General features: G+C 62.6%; 1 protein-coding gene. It reads right to left on the bottom strand.

What is annotated here, in order from left to right; all coding sequences use genetic code 11:
- Positions 1-170 precede the first annotated feature (170 nt).
- Positions 171-18,176 (bottom strand): Ig-like domain-containing protein, encoded by an 18,006-nt coding sequence (locus AC2TE5_RS10970; RefSeq protein WP_484613247.1) that lies wholly within the window; start codon positions 18,174-18,176, stop codon positions 171-173.
- Positions 18,177-18,254 lie beyond the last annotated feature (78 nt).

Here is an 18,254-nt window from a genome sequence, read left to right as displayed (position 1 = left end):
CGTCCTGTCCAGGGCGATAATTTCGCACTGAAATGATACCTTTACGGGATGATTAAAAATCGAACGCTTTCTAAACGAGCACGCAAAATAATCTTGTGAAATATAGGGTTATGACTATTCGTGTAAAGAAACGCCAAAAGGCCGCGGGGATCGCTCCCCGCGGCGTTGGTTTACGCAATTAACAGCTGATGGTTCGCCAGCAGCGTCGCCAGATCCGTCTGCACGCCGTTCAGGGTCACCAGCGTGGTCGGCGAGAACTGACCGCCTGTACCGTCCAGGTCAACCTGGATCTCGGTATTGCTGCCGTTCTGCACCACGCGGATGTAATCGCTGATATTGCCCGCGCTGCTGTCCAGCGTGGCCACGCCGTTCACATAGCTCGCCGAGCCCGTGCCGGTATAGCCGCTGCCGGAGAGCAGATCGCGCAGGTCAATACGATCCGTGTCCGCAGTCCCTTCCCAGGTGCCGACCGTAAAGCCGTTCACCACGTCGTGGCCGTTACCGCCCGTTGCGTCAGACGCGTTGATCAGCTTGTAGAGCAACGTATCGTGACCGCCGCTGCCGATGTTGAAGGTGTCGTTCCCGCCGCGGCCTTCGAACTGGTTATCACCGCTGTTGCCGGTAATGACGTCGTCGAAGTTCGAGCCGTTAATTCCCTCAATGTTGAGCAGTCGTGACGTACCGAACCCGGTGTCCTGCGCGGTAGAGAGGCGCAAATCCACGGTTACGCCGGAGGTCGCATTGCGGTAATCCACCACGTCCATCCCACCGGTGTTGCTCCAGGTGTCGTAGTCGGAATGGGTATTCCAGCCGCCGGAACCGTTGTAGGTGTAGGTGCCATCCTCTGCGATAAAGGTGTCGTTATACCCGGTCCCGGTAATGGTCCCGCTGTGGCCGCCGGTGGCCGCTTCGGCCGTCAGGACGTAGCCCTCTTTGCCGTTGCCCGCTTCCAGACCGCTCCAGGTGACGTTATCCGATACGCCGTTGGTAATCTTCAGGATCTCGGCCGAATAGGTTTCATTCGGATCCAGCCCGTAGAAGCTCACCAGCGCAGAGGTATCGTTCGAACCGATACCGGACTGGGCGTTGATGATCTGCGAAGCCACCAGCACGCCCGCAGCGTTGTACAGATTGACCGTATTGCCGTAGTAGGCGTTGATGCCCTCGCTGTCGACAATGTGCAGGTGCATCGCGGTGCCGTCAGCGATGGTTTTGCTGTTTTGCACCAGCACCACCTTGCCGTTCTGCTGAGAGACCAGCAGATCCTGCGCGCCGTCCCAGTTGTAGTCTACCGCCGCCACGCCGGTGACGTTCGCCAGGCCCGAAGCCAGCTGGCCTGAGGTCCAGGTGGAGCCGTAACCGTTGTTGGTGAACAGCGTCGCCGTCTGCGAACCGCCGTAGCTGCTGAGCTTGATGATGTCCATCTGCCCGTCGCCGTTCCAGTCCACCGCCACCGACAGATAGCCCGCCGTGGCGTTAGAGGCTTCCACCGCGCTCTTGGTGGCAGAGAGCTTCCCGGTACCGTCGTTGTAGTAAATCACCCCGCCGTTGTTGTTGTAGCTGCTGCCCAGGTACAGATCCATATAGCCATCGCCGTTGAAGTCCGCCCACGTCATGGACGCCGCCGTGGTGGTATTCGAGGCGTTTGCCACAAACACGTTGGTCAGGTTCTGACCGATAGAGAGCGTGCCGTTACCGTTGTTGTTGATCACGGTTAACGAGTACGCGCCGCTGCGGTTGGTGTGCTGGACAATATCCACCGTGCCGTCGTTGTTCAGGTCGACGCCGGAGATTTCACGCATGGTGGTGAACTGTCCCGAGAACCCAGCACCACCGTTGGTACCATCCGGCGACAGCACGCCGTTCTTATTAATCAGATAAGTAATGGAGTCCGCGCCGGAGTCGCCATACGCCAGATCCAGATAGCCATCGCCGGTTTTATCGTACGCAATCACGCCGCCGTACCAGATGGTGGTCCCCATCGCCAGCTGGCTGGCGTTATAGGTGCTGCCATCATAGGTCCACATCACCTGCGTAGAGCCGGAGTAGGTATTTTCCGTCGCGAAAATATCCTGCGTGCCGTTACGGTCAAAGTCGGCGGCGGTCTGGCTCACCACGTAGTAGCTGCGGGTGTTGGTCAGCGTATTTCCGGCATAGGTCGAGCTATCGCTGCTGGAGTAAGACTGCCCGTTAGCAATGATATTCCACAGACCGCTGCTGTTCATGCCGAGGGTCATGGTGGAGTTGTTACTGTTCCCCGCCGTGGTTGCCCAGTCGGTATTCACCGAGGTGGTGTCAATCACCAGGCTGCCGGTTGCCGTGCCGGTGGTATTGCCGTTACCCGCGCTGCTCTTCACCTGCGCCGTCACGCTGTAGCTCGACACGCTCAGCGCATCGCCGTCCGGGATCTGCAGATACCAGGTGTTGTGATCCGGATCGACCACCACCGCACCGCCCGTCTGGGAGGTATAGGTTTTCCCGTTCACCGTGACCACCAGGTATTCACCGTTCACCAGATCGGCGGAGACGGTCCCGCTGACGATCGGCGTGGTGTCCGACGTGGTCTGCGCGGTAATCGCCGCCGTGGTGGTCGGGATGCTGGTATCAACGTTCAGCACAAAGCCGTCGGATTCCGTGTAGTTACCGGCCTTATCGGTGACGCGCACAATGTAGGTGTGGTTGCCGTCGCTCAGGCCGTTGTCCTGGAAGGACCAGCTTGCGCTGCCGTTCATGGTCACCTGGCCGAGCAGGACCCCGTCACGATAGAGCTGCACGATTTCACCGTCGTCCGGGGCGCGGTTAAGCGTACCGTTGATCAGCGGCGAGTTATCGTCCGTTGCCACCGCACTGCCAAAGGTGCCCTGACGCTCGCCTTCGCCGTCGGTATAGCTCACTACCGTGCCCACCGTGGTTGGCGGCGTGGTGTCCACCGTCACCACCTGAGAGGCGGTGGAGCCGACGTTGCCCGCCTGGTCGATAATCCGCACCTGGTAGGTGTAGTCTCCGTCAGGCAGATCGCGGGTATCAGTGTAGCTCCAGCGCTGGTTGGTGACCGTGGTATCGAGCCAGGTATTTCCGCCGTCCAGGCTTATCTGTACGCGCTCGTCGCTTGCCAGCGCGCTGCCCAGCGAACCGTTGATGGTCAGCGTGGTGTCCATGGTGATGAAATCACTGCCGGACTGGCCGGTATCTTCGCTGATGCTGTCGATGGTGACGCCATACTGCGGCGCGTGGGTATCCACCGTCACCGCCTGCGAGGTGGTGGCCCCAACGTTCCCCGCCTGGTCAACGACCCGCACCTGGTAGTTATGGCTGCCGTCGGTCAGCGTACGGGTGTCGCTGTAGCTCCACTGCGTACCGCTTACGGTGGCGTAAACCCAGGTGCTGCCGCCGTCCATGCTCACCTGCACGAATTCACCCGCGCCCAACGCGGCGCCGAGCGTTCCGTGCAGCGTGTACGAGGTCGAACTGGTCAGGAAGTCGTTATTGTCGAAGCCGGTATCCACGGTGATGTTATCCACGGTCACCGTAATCGCCGCATCCGGGGCGACCGTATCGACGGTCACCTGCTGATGGGCGCTTGAACCCACGTTGCCCGCCGCGTCCACCACGCGAACGTAGTAGTCATAGGTCTGGTTACCCAGCGTGCGGCCGTCCACGTAGTACCAGCTGTTGCCGGTGACGATCACGTTCTGCCAGGTCACTCCGCCGTCGATGCTGATCTGGGCATACTCGCCGTCGGCCAGCGTCGCGCCGAGCGAGCCGTGCAGCGTCAGGGACGTATCGTTGGTGATAAAGTCGCTGCTGCTCAGGCCGGTATCGTCGCTGATGCTGTCGATGGCGATGGTTTTGCTCGCGTCCGGCGCAACCGTATCAATGGTCACCACCTGGCTGGCGGTGGCGCTGATATTGCCCGCGTCGTCAATCACGCGCAGCTGGTAGTTGTAATCCCCGTCGGCCAGCGTGCGGCCATCGACGTACGTCCAGCTCAGGCCGCTGACGCTGACGTCTGTCCATGTCACGCCGCCGTCGAGGCTGATCTGCGCGTGGTCGCCGCTGCCGAGCGCCGCGCCGAGCGTCCCTTTCAGGCTGATCTGGTTGTCGCTGGTGATAAAGTCGCTGCCGGACAGGCCGGTATCCTGGGTGATGGAATCGACCGTAATCGTCGTTGCCACAGGCATGGTCAGGTCAATCACCACGTCCTGGCTGTCCGTCGCCCCCACGTTGCCAGCGTTATCGATCACGCGCACCTGGTACTGATACGTACCGTCCGTCAGGGTGCGGCCATCGGTGTAGCGCCAGGTGGTGCCGGTCACGGTCAGGTCAATCCAGGTGGTGCCGCCGTCAAGGCTGATCTGCGCCTTCTCGTTATTGCCGAGCTGCGCGGTCAGGGAGCCGTTGACCACGACCTGAGCGTCGTTGGTGATGAAATCACTCGCGCTCAGGCCGGTGTCATTTTGCAGCGAATCAATCGTAATCCCCATCGACGGCGCGGTGAGATCCACGGTGACGCTGTGGTTATCGCTGCCGCTGTTGCCGATGGTGTTGCTGACCTGCGCGTTAATCACGTACGAACCGCCGTCCGCCAGCGCGGTCACGTCTGCGCTGCCTACCGTGTAGCTCCAGGTACCGTCATTCTGAACGATCGCCGTGTAGGTTTTACCGTTCAGCGTAATGGTCACCGTCTGGCCCGCCGGGGCGTCGGTGGTGCCGCTGACGACCAGCGGCGTACCGTGCTCGGCGGCGTTGACGATATCGTCCTGCGCAAAGGTGTTAATGGTGATGGTCGGGACATCGCCGTTCAGCGTCACGTCGTGCGTTGCGCTCCCCGGGTTGCCCGCCCTGTCGCTTACCGAAGCGGTGATGGTGTAATCCCCGTCGCTCAGGCCGAGGAAATCACGGCCCGGCACGAAGACCGACCAGGATCCGTCCGCCCCGACGGTCGCCTGATAGCTGTGCCCGTTGAAGGAGACGGTCACCGTCTGGCCCTGCTCCGCCGTGGTCGTACCACGGATCGTCTGGCCCGCCAGCTGCTCCGCGTTGTTGACGATATCGTCATCGGCCACGGTGCTGATGGTCACGGTTGGCGCGACGGTATCGACCGTTAAGGTGTGCGTGGTCTGGCCGTTATTACCCGCTTTGTCGTTGACCGAGGCGGTCACCGTCAGCGCGCCCTGGCTCAGGGCGGCCAGATCGACTTCCGGAACATCCAGCGTCCACGTCCCGTCGTTCGCGACGGTGGCGGTATAGGATTTGCCGCCCAGCGTCACGGTGACGGTCTGACCCGCCTCCGCGCTGGAAGAGCCGTGCACGGTCAGCGGCTGCTGCGCTTCAAGCGCGTTCAGCATGTCGTCAACCGACAGCGTCGCAATGCTCACGACCGGCGCGGTGGTATCCACGCTGATGCCGTGCGTCGCCGACGCGCTGTTGCCCGCGCTGTCCTGCGCCGACACGGACACCTGATAGCTCGCGCCATCTGCCAGGGCGCCCACGTCGGCGGCCGGAACGGTGGTCGTCCAGCTGCCATCGCTCTGGATGGTGGCCGTATAGGTTTTGCCGTTCAGCGTCACGGTGACCTGAGTCCCGCTGGCGAGCTGGGCGCTGGAGCCGTTAATCACCAGAGACGAACCGGCTTCCGCCGCGTTGATGACGTCGTCACCGCTAACGGTGTTCACCGTCAGCGCCACGGAAGCGGTGTTCACCACCACATCGTGGGTCTGGGTGCTGCTGTTGCCCGCGCTGTCGGTAATCGTCGCGCTGAGGGTCACGGTGCCGTCGTTCAGCGCGGAAATCACGCTGGCCGGAACGCCCACGCTCCAGTTACCGCTGGCGTCAACGGTGGTGGTGTACTGGTTAGAACCGATGGTGATGATCAGCTTATCGCCGACGCTCGCGCCGGTTGCCGTACCGCTGACAATCTGCGCCTGCCCGTGCTCCACGCTGTTAATGACGTTATCGCCCGCCACGACGTTAAAGCTGACGGTCGGCGGCGTGGTATCAAGCGTAATCGCTTTGCCCGCGCTGCCCGGGTTACCCGCGGCGTCGCTCACGCTGACCTGCACGGTGTAGCCATTATCCGCCAGTGCGGACAGGTCGGCGCCCGGTACGTTCACGCTCCAGATGCCGCCCTGCTGCACCTGTGCGGTATAGCTCTTACCGCCCAGCGTTACGGTGACCGTCTGCCCGACTTCCGCCGTGGTCGTGCCGGAAATGGCCACGCCCGCAGCCGCTTCGCTGCCGTTAATCACGTTATCGCCAGCGACCGTATCAATGCTCACGGCTGGCGCGGTCGCATCCACGCTGTACTCACGGCCCGCAGAGGCGCTGTTGCCGTGCGCGTTGGTGACGCTCACCTGCACGCTGGCATCGCCGTCCTTCAGGCCCGCGAGATCGGCGGAAGGCACGGTGGCCGTCCAGTTACCGTCAGCGTCCACTTTCGCGGTGTACGTCTTGCCGCCGAAGGTGATGGTGACGGTCTGGTTTTCCTCCACGTTCGAGGTGCTGCCGGACAGCACCAGATCCGCGCCTTTCTCCGCCGCGTTAATCACGTCGTCGGTGGCAATCGCATCGATGCTGACGGCAACGGCAGACAGATCGACGGTGACATCGTGGCTGATGGTCACCGGGTTGCCCGCCGCGCTCTGGCCTGCGACGGTCACGGTGACCGTGCCCGCAGCCAGGGCCCCGACGTCCGCCGCCGGGATCGCCGCGATCCAGGTGCCGTCTGCCAGCACGGAGGCCGCATAGGTTTTGCCGTTGACGGTCACGGTGAGCGTGGTGCCAGCCGCCAGCCCGTCGCTGGAGCCGGTGACAATCAGGTTTTGAGTATGTTCAATGCTGTTGATCACATCGTCGCCCGCCACGGTATCAATGCGCAGGCCCGGCAGGCTGGCGTCTATAACGATTTCGCGCTCGCCCGCGCCGGTGTTGCCGTGGCCGTTGGTCACGGTCGCCGACACGGTCAAATCGCCGTTGCCCAGCGCGGTCAGGACGGATTCCGGCACGTTAACGGACCAGGTCAGATCGCTCTGCACCGTTGTGGTGTAGCTGTTGCCGCCAATGGTGACGGTGACGGTATTGCCCGCTTCCGCGTTCGCCACTTTGCCGCTGATGGTCTGGCCCGCGGCCACTTCCGCCGCGTTGATGACGTTATCGCCCGCCACGGTGTTGATGGTGACGGTCGGCAGCGCGGTGTCCACCAGCAGGTTCGCGGCGTTGCTCACGGTGTTACCCACGCCGTTGGTTGCGGCGGCGTTGAGGGTGTAGTTGGCTTCGCCCAGACCCGCCAGATCCGCTGCCGGAACGGTCAGGCTCCAGGTGCCGTCCGCCGCCGTCGTGGCCGTGTAGTTTTTACCGTTGAGGGTCACGGTCACCACGGTGCCTTCCGCGAGGTTAGCGCTGGTGCCGCTGACGCTCAGATCCTGACCTTTCTCCACCGCGTTCAGCACGTTATCGCCGCTGATGGCGTTGAAGGCCACGGACGGCAGGCCAGTATCGACGGTCACGTTATGGCTGCCGGCACCGGTATTGCCCGCCGCGTCGGTGACTGACGCCGTGACGGTCACGGTGCCATCCTGCAGAGCAGAAATCACGTTCGCCGGGACGCCCACGCTCCAGTTACCCGCCGCGTCCAGCACGGTGGTGTACGTCTGGCCGCCGATGGTGACGGTGACCTTATCGCCCGCTGCCGCGCCGGTGGCGGTGCCGCTGATGATTTGCGCCTGGCCGTGCTCAGCGATGTTAATGACGTCGTCGCCCGCCACGGTGTTGATGGTCACCGCAGGCGCGGTGATATCTACCGCCAGGTTGTGATCCACGGATGCCGGGTTGCCCGATTTATCGCTGACGCTTGCCGTCACGGTCACGCTGCCGTCGCCGAGCGCGGCCAGATCCGCCGCCGGAACGTTCAGCGTCCAGTTGCCGTCCGCGCCTGCGGTTGTGGTGTAGTCTTTGCCGTTCAGCGTCACGGTCACGGTCTGGCCCGCTTCGGCGGTGGTGGTGCCGGACACGGTCAGATCGCTCTTCGCTTCAGTGGCATTCAGAATATCGTCGGTCGCCAGGGTATTGATGGTCACGGACGGCGCGGTCGCATCCACGCTGTACTCGCGGCCCGCCGAGGCGCTGTTGCCGTTCACGTTGGTGACGCTCACCTGTACGCTGGCGTCGCCATCCTTAAGGTGTGCCAGATCCGCAGACGGTACGGTGTAGGTCCAGTTACCGCTGTCGTCTACTGTCGCGCTATAGATTTTGCCGTTCAGGCTGATGGTCACGGTCTGCCCGGCTTCCACGTTGGTGGTCGCACCGGACAGCACCAGATCCGCGCCCTTCTCCGCCGCGTTAATCACGTCGTCGGTGGCGATGGAATTGATGCTGATGGCAACGGTCGCCAGATCTACCGTCACGTCGTGGCTGATGGTAATCGGGTTGCCCGCTGAGCTGTCGCCGGTAACGCTGATTTTGACGGTGCCTTGCGGCCACGCGCTCACGTCGGTGGACGGGATCGCCGCGCTCCAGGTGCCGTCCGCCAGTACGGTCGCCGCATAGCTTTTGCCGTTGACGGTGACGGTCAGCGCCGTGCCCGCCGCCAGCCCGTCGCTGGAGCCGGTGACGATCAGGTTCTGCGCGTGCTCGATGCTGTTGACGACATTGTCGCCCGCCACGGTATCCACGCGCAGTCCCGGCAGGTTAGCGTCGATAGCGATTTCGCGCTCGCCGGTGCCGGTATTGCCGTGGCCGTTGGTGACGGTCGCCGTCACGCTCAGGCTGCCGTTGCCCAGCGCGGTCAGCACGTCAGACGGCACGTTCACGGACCAGGTCAGATCGTTCTGCACCGTTGCGGTGTAGCTGTTGCCGCCAAGGGTGACGGTGACGGTATTGCCCGCTTCGGCATTCGCCACGGTGCCGCTCAGGGTCTGGCCTGCCGCCACTTCCGCCGCGTTGATGACGTTGTCGCCCGCCACGGTATTGATGGTGACGGTCGGCAGCGCGGTGTCCACCAGCAGGTTCGCGGTGTTGCTCACGCTGTTGCCCACGCCGTTGGTAGCGGTCGCGTTCAGGGTGTAATTGGCCTGGCCGAGACCGGCCAGATCCGCTGCCGGAACCGTCAGGCTCCAGGTGCCGTCTGCCGCGGTTGTGGCCGTGTAGTTTTTACCGTTGAGGGTCACGGTCACCACGGTGCCTTCCGCGAGGTTAGCGCTGGTGCCGCTGACGCTCAGATCCTGACCTTTCTCCACCGCGTTCAGCACGTTGTCATCGCTGATGGCGCTGAAGGCCACCGATGGCAGACCGGTATCGACGGTCACGTTATGCGTACCGGTGCCGGTGTTGCCCGCCGCGTCGGTGACTGACGCAGTGACGGTCACGGTGCCGTCGCTGAGGCCGGAAATCACATTCGCCGGTACGCCCACGCTCCAGTTCCCCGCCGCGTCCAGCACGGTGGTGTAGGTCTGGCCGCCGATGGTGACGGTGACCTTATCGCCCGCTGCCGCGCCGGTGGCGGTGCCGCTGATGATTTGCGCCTGGCCGTGTTCTGCGATGTTAATGACATCGTCGCCCGCCACGGTGTTAATGGTCACCGCAGGCGCGGTGATATCTACCGCCAGGTTGTGATCCACGGACGCCGTGTTGCCCGCTTTATCGTTGACCGATGCGGTGACGGTCACGCTGCCGTCGGTTAATCCAGCCAGTTCCGCCGCCGGGACGTTCAGCGTCCAGCTGCCGTCTGCGCTGACGGTTGTGGTGTAGTCTTTGCCGTTCAGCGATACGGTGACCGTCTGGCCCGCTTCGGCGGTGGTGGTGCCGGATACGGTCAGATCGGACTGCGCTTCGGCGGCGTTCAGAATGTCGTCGTTCGCCAGGGTGTTGATGGTCACGGACGGCGCGGTTGCATCCACGCTGTACTCGCGGCCCGCCGAGGCGCTGTTGCCGTTCACGTTGGTGACGCTCACCTGCACGCTGGCGTCACCGTCTTTCAGACCGGTTAGATCCGCAGACGGCACGGTAGCTGTCCATTTTCCGTCTGCATCCACGGTCGCGGTGTAGCTCTTACCGCCGAAGGTGATGGTGACGGTCTGGTTTTCCTCAACGTTCGAGGTAGTGCCTGAGAGCACCAGATCCGCGCCCTTCTCGACCGCGTTAATCACGTCATCGGTGGCGATGGCGTCAATGCTGATAGCAACGCTCGCCAGATCCACCGTCACATCGTGGCTGATGGAGACCGGGTTACCGGCGCTGCTCTGGCCCGCAACGGTTACGGTAACCGTGCCCGCACTCAGTGCGCCAACGTCCGCCGCCGGGATCGCCGCGCTCCAGGTGCCGTCCGCCAGCACGGTCGCCGGATAGGTTTTGCCGTTTACGGTCACGGTCAGCGCCGCCCCCGCCGCCAGCCCGTCGCTGGTGCCGGTGATAATCAGGTTTTGAGTATGTTCGATGCTGTTGATCACGTCGTCACCCGCCACGGTATCCACGCGCAGGCCCGGCAGGTTAGCGTCTATCACGATTTCGCGCTCGCCCGTTCCGCTATTGCCCACGCCGTTCGTGACGCTGGCCGACACGGTCAAATCGCCGTTGCCCAGCGCGGTCAACACGGATTCCGGTACGTTAACGGACCAGGTGAGATCGCTCTGCACCGTTGCGGTGTAGCTGTTACCGCCAATGGTCACGGTCACGGTGTTGCCCGCTTCGGCATTCACCACCTTACCGCTGATGGTCTGCCCGGCCGCCAGCTCCGCCGCGTTAATGACGTCGTCACCTGCAATGGTGTTGATAATCACGCCCGGCAGAACCGATTCCACGTTCACGGTGTGTGACGTGCTGGTATTGTTGCCGACGCTGTCCGTTGCCGATGCGGTAACGGTATACAACGCTTCGCCCAACTGGCTCACCCGATCCGCCGGAACGGTAGTCGTCCATTTCCCGTTGCTATCGACCATCGCGCTGTACGCTTTGCCGTTCAGCATCACGGTCACCACCGCGCCTGTCGCCAGGCCGGAAGCCGTACCGGAGATCGTCAGATCCTGGGTTTTCTCGCTGTTGTTGATCACATCGTCACCGGAAACGGTGTCAATGGTCAGCACCGGCGCGGTCAGATTCACCTCCACGCCGTGCGTGGCGCTGTTGCTGTTGCCCGCTTTATCGGTCAGCGCCGCGGTAATGGTGTAATCCCCGGCGGCCAGCGCGGTGACGTCCGCCGCAGGCACGCCCACGCTCCAGTTGCCTGAGGCATCCAGGGTGGCGGTGTACGATTTGCCGTTGAGGGTAACGGTGACAACATCTCCGGCCGCCGCGCCGGTCACGGAACCTGTGACAATCAGAGCCTGCGCATGCTCGGCGCTGTTGATCACGTCGTCGTCGGAAACGGTGTGGATGGTCAGCTGCGGGACGGTGGTATCCACCAGCACGTCGCGATCCGCAGAGGCCGGGTTGCCCGCTTTATCAGACACGGCGGCGCTGATGGTGTAGTTGCCGTCGGTAATACCGCTCAGATCCGCGGACGGCACGGTCACGCTCCAGCTGCCGTTTGCCTGCACGGTGGTGGTGTAGTCCACGCCGTTCAGCGTCACGGTGACGGTCTGGCCCGCTTCGGCGTTGGTCACGCCGTTAACAACCAGATCCTGCTGCGCTTCGGCCGCATTGATGATGTTGTTGTCGCTGACAATTTCAATAGACACCGTCGGCGCGGTGGCGTCCACGCTGTACTCGCGGCCTGCCGACGCGCTGTTGCCGTTCACGTTGGTGACGCTCACCTGCACGCTGGCATCGCCGTCCTTCAGGCTGCCCAAATCGGCGGACGGTACGGTTGCCGTCCAGCTGCCGCTGGCATCCACCGTCGCGGTGTACGACTTGCCGCCGAAGGTGATGGTAACGGTCTGGTTTTCTTCCACGTTGGTGGTCGAGCCGGACAGCACCAGATCCACGCCTTTCTCCGCCGCGTTGATCACGTCGTCCGACGCAATCGGGTTAATGCTGATGGCAACTGCCGCCAGATCCACCTTCACGTCGTGGCTGATGGAAACCGGATTGCCCGCCGCGCTCTGGCCGTCCACGGTCACGGTGACAGTGCCCGCATTCAGCGCGCTGACGTCTGCCGCCGGAATGGCCGCCGTCCAGGTCCCGTCCGCCAGCACGGTTGCGGCGTAGGTTTTACCGTTGACGGTCACCGTTAACGCCGCGCCCGTTGCCAGGCCCTCGCTGGAGCCGGTGATAATCAGGTTCTGTGCGTGCTCAATGCTGTTGATCACATCGTCGCCCGCCACGGTATCGACGCGCAGGCCCGGCAGGTTGGCATCAATGGTGATGTCGCGCTCGCCGGTTCCGGTGTTGCCGTGACCGTTGGTGACGCTGGCTGACACGGTCAGATCGCCGTTACCGATGGCGGTAAAGACCGTGGACGGCACGTTGACCGACCAGCTCAGATCGTCCTGAACCGTCGCGGTATAGGTATTGCCGCCGACCGAGATAGTGACAGTGTCACCGCTCGCCGCGCCGCTCACTTTGCCGCTCAGGGTCTGCCCGGCAACCACTTCCGCTGCGTTAATGACATCGTCCGTGGCGACAGGGTTGATGGTGACCTGCGGCAGCGCGCTGTCGACCAGCACGCTGTGGCCGGTGCTCGCGCTGTTACCTGCGGCGTCAGTTACGCTCGCCGTCACGACGTAGCTTGCTTCGCCCAGCGCAGAAACGTTTGCCGCCGGAACGGTGATGCTCCAGCTGCCGCTGGCGTCGGTGGTGGCCGTATAGCCGATCCCGTTCAGGGTCACCGTAATGGTGGTTCCTTCCGGCTGGTTGCTGGTGCCGGACACCAGCAGATCCTGGCCTTTCTCGGTCGCGTTGATCACGTCGTCAACCGCCAGGGTATTGATGGCCACCACCGGCGCGGTCAGGGAGACGTCAAACTCGTGCGTCGCGGTGGTGCTGTTACCGGCTTTATCGGTGAGGGTCGCGGAAATCGTCTGGTCGCCGTTAACCAGCGCGCCCACGTCCCTCGCCGGAACGCCCACGCTCCAGCTGCCGGACGCATCCAGCATCGCGGTGTAGTCTTTGCCGTTCAGGGTTACGGTAATCACGTCGCCCGCCTGCGCGCCCGTGACCTTACCGGAGACGATCAGCGCCTGGCCGTGCTCGGCAATATTGATGATGTCGTCGCCCGCAACGATGTTGAATGAAATCTGCGGTACGGTGGTGTCGACCAGCACCGAGGAGCCCGCGCTGGCCGGGTTGCCTGCCTTATCGGACACGGTCGCCGTTACCGCCGCGCTGCCGTCGGTGATGCCTGCCATGTCCGCCGCCGGAACGTCGAGCGTCCAGCTGCCGTCCGCCTGCACCTGCGCGGTGTACTGATTGCCGTTGAAGGTCACGGTGACCGTCTGGCCTGCTTCGGCAGTAGAGGTGCCGCTCAGGGTCAGATCCTGCGCCGCCTCCGCCGCGTTCAGCATATTGTCACTGCTGATGGTGTTGATGGTCACCGTCGGCGCGGTGGTGTCGACGCTGAATTCCTGCGCCGAGGACGCCGCGTTGCCGTTCACGTTGGTGACGTTTACCTGCACGCTGGCGTCGCCGTCTTTCAGGCCGCTCAGATCGGCAGACGGAACGGTCCAGGTCCAGTCGCCGTTGGCATCCACCGTCGTGGTGTAGGTTTTACCCGCGAAGGTGATGGTCACGGTCTGACCCGCTTCAACGTTGGAGGTGGTGCCGGAAAGCACCAGGTCCTGGCCTTTTTCCGCCGCGTTGAGCACGTTATCGTCGGTCACGCTGCTGATGGTGATGGCGACAGGCGCGAGATCGACGTCCACAACGGTGCCGATAGTCACCGGGTTGCCGGAGGCATCCTGCGCGCTGGCGCTGATGGTGAGCGAACCGTCCGCCCACTGGGACACGTCGGCCGCCGGTACCGCCGCCTGCCAGGTGCCGTCCGCCAGTACCGTTGCCGAATAGGCTTTGCCGTTGATGGTCACGGTCACGGTGCTGCCCGCCGCCAGATCGGTGCTGGTGCCGGACACAATCAGGTTCTGAGCGTGTTCAATCACGTTGATCACATCATCGCCCGCCACGGTATCAATACGCAGTCCCGGGAGCTGGGCGTCGATGCTGAAGTCGAGAGAAGAAGATCCGGTATTGCCGTGCGCGTTGGTCACGCTGGCGGATACGGTGAGGTCGCCGTTGCCGAGCGCGGTAAGCTGGCTCTCGCTTAACGGCAGGCTCCAGGTCAGATCGTCCTGCACGGTGGCGGTGTATGTCTGGCCGCCGAGGATAATAGTGACGGTGTCACCTGACGCCGCGTTCGTCACCTTACCGGTCAGGGTTTGCCCTGCCGCGACTTCCGCTGCGTTAACGATATTGTCGCCTGCCAGCGTGTTAATCGTCACCACCGGCAGCGAGCTATCCACCAGCACATCGTGTGAGGTTGAGGCGCTGTTGCCTACGCTATCCGTGACGCTCGCCGTCACGGTGTAATGGGCTTCTCCCAGCACGCTGACGGCCGAGGCCGGTACGGTCACGCTCCAGTTACCGCTGGCGTCGGTGGTGGCGGTGTAGTTGATGCCGTTCAGGTTAACGGTGACGCGCGTTCCTTCCGGCTGGTTGCTGGTGCCGGAGAGCAGCAGATCTTCGCCCTTCTCGGTCGCGTTAATCACGTCGTCTGCCGCCAGCGTGTTAATACCGATAACAGGCGTCACGGTATTCACTACCACATCCAGCGAACTGCTTCCGGTGTTGCCGGATCGGTCGGTCACGGAGACGTCGATGGTCCAGGTGCCGTCCGCCAGACCCTGCACGACGGATGCGGGCAGGCCGAGGCTCCAGTTGCCCGATGCATCCACCACGGTGGTGTAATCGACGCTATTAATGGTAATGGTCACAAGGTCGCCCGCTGCCGCACCGGTGACGGAGCCGCTCAGGATCTGCGCCTGTGAATGGGCGAGCTGGTTAACGGTGTTGGAGTCGGTGACAAAGTCGTTAATGGTCACCTGCGGTACGGTCGCGTCCACCAGACCCACGCGATCGGCGCTGCTGGCGTTGCCCGCCACGTCGCTCACGGTTGCGGTCACGGTAACGATGCCATCCGTCAGGGCACCCACGTCAGCCGCAGGCACGCTCAGTTGCCACGTACCGTCCGCCTGAACCGTGGTCTGATACGTTTTGCCATTCAGCGTCACGGTGACCGTCTGGCCCGCTTCCGCACTGCTGGTACCGCTTAAGGTTAAATCCTGCTGCGCCTCAGCCGCATTGATGATGTTGTCGGCGGTCAGGTTATCGAGCGTAATCGCCGGTGGCTGCGTATCCACCGTGACCACGCGCGCGGCGTCCGCGCTGTTGCCGCTGACGTTAGTGACGCTGACGCTCACCTGCGCGCGCCCGTCGATCAGGGTTTCCATGGCGCTGGCGGGTACGGTCAGGCTCCAGGAGCCGTCCTGCTGCACCTGCGCGGTGAAGGTCTGGTCAGCGAATTTCACCACCACGGTCTGCCCCGCTTCCACGCCCTGCGTCTGGCCGGAAAGGGTTAAATCAACGCCTTTTTCTGCCGCATTCAGCAGGTCGTCGCCGGAGACGGTATCAATGGTGACCGCCACGGCGTTCAGATCGAGTTCAATCGGGTGTTCAGCCGCAACGGTATTGCCCCAGGCATCTACCGCGCTGACGCTAACCGTCATGCCGCCCGCCGTCCAGGCCTGCAGATCCGCCGCCGGAACGCCGATCTGCCAGCTGCCGCTGGCGTTAACCGCAGTGACGTACTCAACGTTGTTGATGGTGACGATAATCTGCGTGCCCGCGGCCAGATGGCTGCTGGAGCCGGTGACGCTCAAATCCTGCTGCTGTTCGATGGCGTTGATCACGTCATCGCCGGAAATGGTGTTCACGCGCAGACCCGGCAGCTCCGCGTTGATGTTGATATCACGCTCGCCGGTGCCGGTATTGCCATGCGCGTTGGTGACGGAGGCGCTGAAGGTTAAATCCCCGTCGCCGAACGCCTGAAGATCCGCTGACGGGATTTTCACGCTCCAGGTCAGATCGCTGCCAACCGTTGCGGTGTAGCTCTTGCCGCCTGCGGAGATGGTGACGGTATCGCCCGCCGCCGCGCCGGTAACGCGTCCGCTGAGGGTTTGATCGACGCCCGCTTCGGCGTTATTGACCAGGTTGTCGCCCGCAAACGTATTGATAATGACCTGCGGGAGGACGGTATCCACCAGCAGATTCGCTTCGGCAGAACCGCTGTTACCCACGCTGTCGGTACCGCTGACGCTGACGGTGTAAAGCGTGTTCGCCAGATTCAGGACGTCGGAAACCGGCACCTGGACCGCCCAGATACCGTTTTCGACGGTGGCCTGATAGTTGACGTTGTTCAGCGTCACGGTGATGGCGGTACCGTCCGGCAGGTTGCTGGTGCCGGTCAGGCTCAGCGGCTGCATCGCCTCCTGGGCATTAAGGACGTTATCCTGGCTGATGGCATCAATCGTAAATTCTGGCGGGTGTCCGCTCAGCGTAATGCCGTGCGTGGCGCTGCCGGTGTTGCCTGCCGCATCAGTGACGGAAACCGAAAGCGTGTGGTTACCTTCACCCAGCGCGCCCAGCACGGACGCGGGAACGCCGACGCTCCAGCTGCCGTCCGCCAGCACCACGCCGGTGAAGGTCTGGCCGCCAAGGGTTACGGTGACCACATCGCCCGCGGCGGCACCGCTCGCCTGGCCGGAAATAATGTGCGCCTGGCCCTGCTCGCTGATATTGAGGATATCGTCGCCCGCCACGGTATGGATGGTGACGACCGGCGCGGCGGTATCCACCGTGAAATCTGCCGTCACGGACGCGCCGTTGCCCGCTTTGTCGCTCACGTTAACCGTCAGGGTGTGATTACCCTCATTGAGCGCCTGCACGTCGCTCGCGGCAAGCGTGACGGACCAGGTGCCGTCGCTGCCCACCGTGGTGTTATAGTTTTTACCGTTCAGAGTGACCGTGACGATCTGACCGGCTTCCGCATTCGTTTTACCGGTCAGGGTCAGCGGCTGATTGTGCTCAGCCGCATTAATGATGTTGTCCTGTGCGAGGGTATCGACAGACAGAGTTGGCGCGGTGGTATCCACCCCAATCGTCTGGCTTCCGCTGACGGTGTTACCCGCCGCGTCTTTACCGCTCACGTTAACCGTCCAGGTACCGTCGCCCAGCGCCTGCGCGTCTGCCGCAGGTACGTTAACGCTCCACGCGCCGTCTGCCCCGACTTCAGCCGCGTAGGTTTTGCCGTTCAGCGTCACGGTGAGTGCGGTACCCTGCGCCAGGTTTTTACTGGCACCGGAAAGCGTAAAGCCCGCGGATTGCTCGCTGGCGTTCAGCACGCTATCGCCCGCCGTGGTGGCAAGCGTAATGGCGGCATCGGCGGTAGAGACCGTCACGGTGATACTGCCCGCAGAGGTGGTTTTACTGCCGTCGATCTGCACGACCGACCAGGTGTGCTCCCCGTCCGTCTGGGTCGGTAATATTACCGTCCACGTGCCGTCTTTAGCGACCATGGTGCTGGCAATGGTGCTGCCGCTGCTGTCTTTGATCTGAATGGTCGCGCCCGGCTGACCGGTACCGCTAAAGGTTGGGTTGCTGTCGTCCGTGATCTCGTTTGCACTCAGCACGCCCTGCTTGTCACCCGCTTTATCCGACAGCAAGAAGGTCGGCGTGGCGCTTTCAACCTCTTTGGTATTATCAATGACTTTTGTTTTAGTTTCGCCGTCACCGCCGTTTGCCAACAGTGCCCCGATGGCACCGCCGCCTAACGCAGCTCCCGCAATCCAGCCCCACGGCGCGTCGCTTAAAACACTTTCCTGCTCGAGGAAAGGTTGAATGCTGCTAATCGGTGTGGCCTGCGCGGTTAACTCGGTCACCGCAACGCCTGACGCTTCCCCGGCATCGGCAAAAGAAATATGTGTCAGTTCCTGACGGTCGTTGAACACCAGCTCTGACTGGTTATGCGTCTCTGGATCTTCGACAAAATAGTTATTGCAGCGAATAACGCTGCCATCTTTCATATAAATGAGGAGGTCTTTCCCCTGGCGGACATAACGCGCCACATCCTGAGCAGAACCCTGAATTTCAATCACGCTCGGCGATGAAATAGAGACCGACAGATTTCCTTCGCCGGTTAATTTCGTTTTCTCCGCCGTTTTGCGAATGATGACATCAACAACCTTTACGTTACTCATTTCTTCTCCTTGCAGGTGTGCGGATTCCTGTGGATATGTCCACCAGACGGATGTAGCTATCCCTGGGAAAAAACACCC

This window comes from Enterobacter sp. N5-15 (genome assembly GCF_057221635.1).
Note: the sequence above shows the minus strand (reverse complement) of the source record. Positions and strands in the feature narration are given on the sequence as shown.

Coding starts and splice junctions, on each gene's coding strand:
- AC2TE5_RS10970 (WP_484613247.1), bottom strand. CDS start 18,176: ATGAGTAACGTAAAGGTTGTTGATGTCATCATTCGCAAAACGGCGGAG.